The 3,785-nt window shown below is 74.4% G+C and carries 3 protein-coding genes and 1 tRNA gene; 3 read left to right on the top strand and 1 reads right to left on the bottom strand.

Features of this window, described 5'->3' with window-relative positions; genetic code table 11:
* Positions 1-878: MurR/RpiR family transcriptional regulator (locus DQW06_RS22860; RefSeq protein ID WP_157983574.1), on the bottom strand; the 878-nt coding region annotated here is incomplete at its 3' end.
* A 198-nt stretch (positions 879-1,076) separates the two neighbouring features.
* Here DQW06_RS22860 and DQW06_RS22855 point away from each other — a divergent pair.
* From DQW06_RS22855 to DQW06_RS22845, 3 genes are all read left to right on the top strand, one after another.
* A complete protein-coding gene (locus DQW06_RS22855; protein WP_117199283.1) occupies positions 1,077-2,996 on the top strand; it encodes a BTAD domain-containing putative transcriptional regulator in 1,920 nt (639 codons plus the stop codon).
* A 159-nt stretch (positions 2,997-3,155) separates the two neighbouring features.
* The gene (locus tag DQW06_RS22850) at positions 3,156-3,341 is read left to right on the top strand and encodes a hypothetical protein (RefSeq protein ID WP_013151531.1); all 186 of its coding nucleotides are present in this window, start codon (positions 3,156-3,158) and stop codon (positions 3,339-3,341) included.
* A 137-nt stretch (positions 3,342-3,478) separates the two neighbouring features.
* Positions 3,479-3,552: transfer RNA gene (locus DQW06_RS22845), tRNA-Lys, on the top strand.
* Positions 3,553-3,785 lie beyond the last annotated feature (233 nt).

Below are 3,785 nucleotides of genomic sequence, written 5' to 3'. Positions count from 1 at the left end.
GCGGTGCGGCTGTCGGTGTAGCGGCTCTGCGCCAGGCCCACGAACAGGCAGTCCACCACGGTCAGCTGCGCGAGCCTGCTCGCGGTGGCCCCCGAGCGGAACGTGGTCTCGCGGGCCGCGGTGGTCAGCACGTGGTCGGCGAACCCGATCGGCGAGCGGGGGAAGTTGGTGACGGCGACGGTCCGGGCGCCGCGCCGCCCCGCCTCCGTGAGCGCCTGCACCGTGTCTATGGTCGTTCCGCTGTGGGAGATGCCGATCGCCACGTCGCGCTCGTCCAGCAGCGCCGCGCTGGTGAGCATCACGTGCGCGTCCGACCACGCGAACGAGGTGAGCCCGATCCGGTGCAGCTTCTGCTGGAGGTCGGCGCCGACGAACGCGCTCGCGCCCACCCCGTACACGTCGATGCGCCGCGCGCCCGCCATCGTGTCGATGACCGTGCGCAGCACCTCCACGTCCAGGGCGGCGCCGGTCTCCTCCACCGCGCGCGCGTCGGTGTAGGCGATCTTCTGCACCACCGTGACGAGGGTGTCGTCGGGATTGATGTCGCTGGACAGCTCCGGAGCCGCCCCGCGGGCGCCGCGCGCCTGACCGGCCTCGGTGGCCAGGGCCAGGCGCAGCTCCCGGTAGCCGCTGAAGTCGATGGTGCGGCAGAACCGGATCACGGTGGCCTCGGACGTGGCGCAGTCCTTGGCGAGCTGGGTGATGGAGGAGGCGGCGGCCCGCTCGGGGTCGTCGACGACGTGCTGCGCGACCCGTCGCTCCGCGGGCGCGAGGGAGGGCAGGAGCGACCGGATGCGCAGGACCGTCGTGGGGACGGGCGGCGCGGAGACGTGTCCGCTCTCCGCCCGGCCGCCCGCAGGCTTCGGGATTTCCGCCATGGAGGAAAGTTTCTTTCGGTCGTGGTGAAGAGTCAACGAGGTGAGGGGAAAAAGCGGGAGAATCCAGGATTCCAAGGGACGGCCGCAGCGGCAAGTGCGGGGTGCGTGATTGCGATATCCCAGCTCAGGCGGCACCCTGGAGCCAGGGGCGTCGGGGTTCACCCGCTCGCACGCGCGCCCCGCGAGGGGGAGGGTGCTGTGTCGCTGAGCGACCCGGCGAGGCGGTGGCACGACACGGCCGGACAGGCCCGGCAGGGCGCGTCCGGGCACACCGCCCGCGGGCTGCGCGTCGGACTGCTCGGGCAGTTCGGCGTCGAGATGGACGGGGCCCCGCTGCGCCTGCGCGGGGACAAGCGCCGTGCCCTGCTGGCCACGCTCCTGCTCAACACCGGGCGCACCGTCCCCACCGCGCACCTCATCGAACGCGTCTGGGGGAGCCCGGCCTCCCCGTCCGCGCGCAGCGCCCTCCAGGTCCACGTGACCCGCGTGCGCGCGGTCCTGGACCAGCACTGCGGCACCCCGCTCATCACGGGCGGCGACGGCGGCTACCGGGTCGACCTCGCCGAGGACCAGTGCGACCTGCTGCGCTTTCGCTCCCTGGTCCGCCGCGCCGACGGGGGCGCCGACCCCTCCGACCGCGCCGACCTGCTCATCAGCGCCCTGCGCCTGTGGCGTGGCCCGGTCCTGGCCGACATCGTCAGCCCCGTCCTGCACGAGCGCGACATCCCGCCCCTGAACGAGGAGCTCCTGCGGGCCGCCGAGGAGGGGTTCGGCGCCGCCCTGGCCCGGGGCGACCACGAGCGGGTGGCCGACCAGATCGGCCCCATCGCCACCGACCACCCCGAGCGCGAACCCCTCATCCGCGTCCAGATGACCGCCCTCTACCGCTGCGGGCGCCCCAGCGAGGCCCTGCGCGTGTACGCCCGCACCCGCGACGCGCTGGCCGAGCACCTGGGCGCGGACCCGGGCCGCGAACTCCAGGAGACCTTCCACGGCATCCTGCGCGGCGACCTCGACCGCGCCCCGGGCACCAGCGTCCCGCGCCAGCGCGCCTCCGTCGAGGAGGGCGCCGGGGTCCGGCCCCTCTCCGCGGACACCGGACCGAACACCGGGTCAGCCGACGCGCCGGGCACCGAACCGGAGGCGGGATCCCACGCCGGACCCGGGCCGGGCGCCGATCCCGACGTCCCGGCGGGGGCGGAGGAACGCGACGACCGCGGCGACGGTCCGGTCCACGCGCCCGCCCCGGTGTCGGCCGCCCTCGCCCCGGCGGAGCTGCCCGCCGCGCCCTCCGCGCTGCTGGGTCGCGAGGAGGCCCTGGCCGAACTGGACCGGCTGGTGGACCCCTCCAGCACCGCCCCCGGCAGCGCGCTGGTGCGCGGCCCCGCGGGCGCCGGGGCCAGCGCCCTCGCCCTGAGCTGGGCCCGCGCGGCCTCGCCGCACTTCCCCGACGGACAGCTCTACGTCGACCTCCGCGGCGGCGACGGCAGCCCCCGAGACCCGGTCGAGGTGCTGCGCCGTCTGGTGCGCTCCCTGTCCACCGGCACCCGCGGCACCGAGGCCATGGACGCCGACGAGGCCGCCGCGCGGGTCCGGACGCTGTTGGCGCACCGGCGCGTCCTGCTGGTCCTGGACAACGCGGCCTCCGTGCGCCAGGTGCGCCCCCTGCTCCCCGGCGGCACCGGGTGCGCGGCGCTCGTCACCAGCCGCTACTGGCTGACCGACCTGCTGGTGCGCGACGGTCTGCGCGCCCTGCCCGTGGGGCCGCTCCCCTCGGACGCCGCGGTGGACCTGTTGCGCCCGCGGGAGGGGCGGGACCGGCGCGCCGAGTCGGTGCTGCGCCGCCTCGCCCAGGTCCTGGGACACCTGCCCCTGGCGCTGCGCATGGCGGCGGTCTGGCTCGACGACACCCGCCCGGACCGGTCCGCCGCGGAGCTGGTGCGCCGACTGGAGGGGGCGGACCCGGCACGCGGGAGCACGCCCACGGCCCGGATGGCCGCCGTGCTGCGTGCCGGGCCCCGGGAGGGACGGCACGGCCGCGGGGAAGTACCGGCCGAGCCCCGTCCTCCCGACACCAGTGTCGAACGGGGATCTTACGTTCGGCTTTCACCCAGGTGAGAAAGCGGCCGCCCCCGGGGGGACGCGGAGTGCGCGCCGCGTCGCCCAGCGCGGTGTCCGCAGGTGCGCGGCGGGGGATGGCCAAGAGCGTGTAGCGAAAAGGATGAGATATACCCACGGGGGTCCTCATCACTCCCATGAGTCGCTAGGGTCAACCTCATGACAGAGAACAACGATCCCAACATGGACCCGGCGGGAACCACGCAGCACTTCCGCCGCTTCGTCGACGAGAACCCGAGCACCGAGGAGCCCGCGCGCCGCCCGGTCATGCCGATCGTGCTGGCCGTCGTCGGCGCGGTCCTGCTCATCGCCGTGATCGTCGCGCTGTTCCTGGCCTTCGCCTAGGCACTTCGAGGCAGGGGACCGAGGGGAGGACCGCCACTCCCGCCGGTTCGTAACCGGTTCGCGGCCCTCCTGCGGTCCTGCTAGAGTTAACGACGTCGCCAGGGGAGGCCCGCAGGGCCGGTACCATGGCATGACAGGCGCCATTAGCTCAGTTGGTCAGAGCAGCTGACTCTTAATCAGCGGGTCCGGGGTTCGAGTCCCTGATGGCGCACAGACAACGGCCCCGGGTCGAAGGCACCGCCTTCCGCCCGGGGCCTTCGTGTTGCCCGCCCGCGCCGCCACCGGCGCGGGGGAGGCGGCCGCGGTGGTGTGCCCCACATCGTGCGGTTCGCGGCGCGGGGCACTCCGTCGGTCGGGTAGAGTTGTCCCTGTCGCTGCGGCCGGAAGGCAGGGCGATGAACAACAGGCGTCATTAGCTCAGTTGGTCAGAGCAGCTGACTCTTA

The sequence above is a fragment of the Nocardiopsis sp. TNDT3 genome (assembly GCF_003427465.1).
Classification (GTDB): domain Bacteria; phylum Actinomycetota; class Actinomycetes; order Streptosporangiales; family Streptosporangiaceae; genus Nocardiopsis; species Nocardiopsis dassonvillei.
The sequence above is the reverse complement of the archived record's forward strand: the minus strand, read 5'-3'. Positions and strand labels throughout refer to the sequence as shown.

Bases quoted from the DNA above. Each gene is read 5' to 3' on its own strand.
- DQW06_RS22850 (WP_013151531.1), top strand. From the start codon at position 3,156: ATGACAGAGAACAACGATCCCAACATGGACCCGGCGGGAACCACGCAG.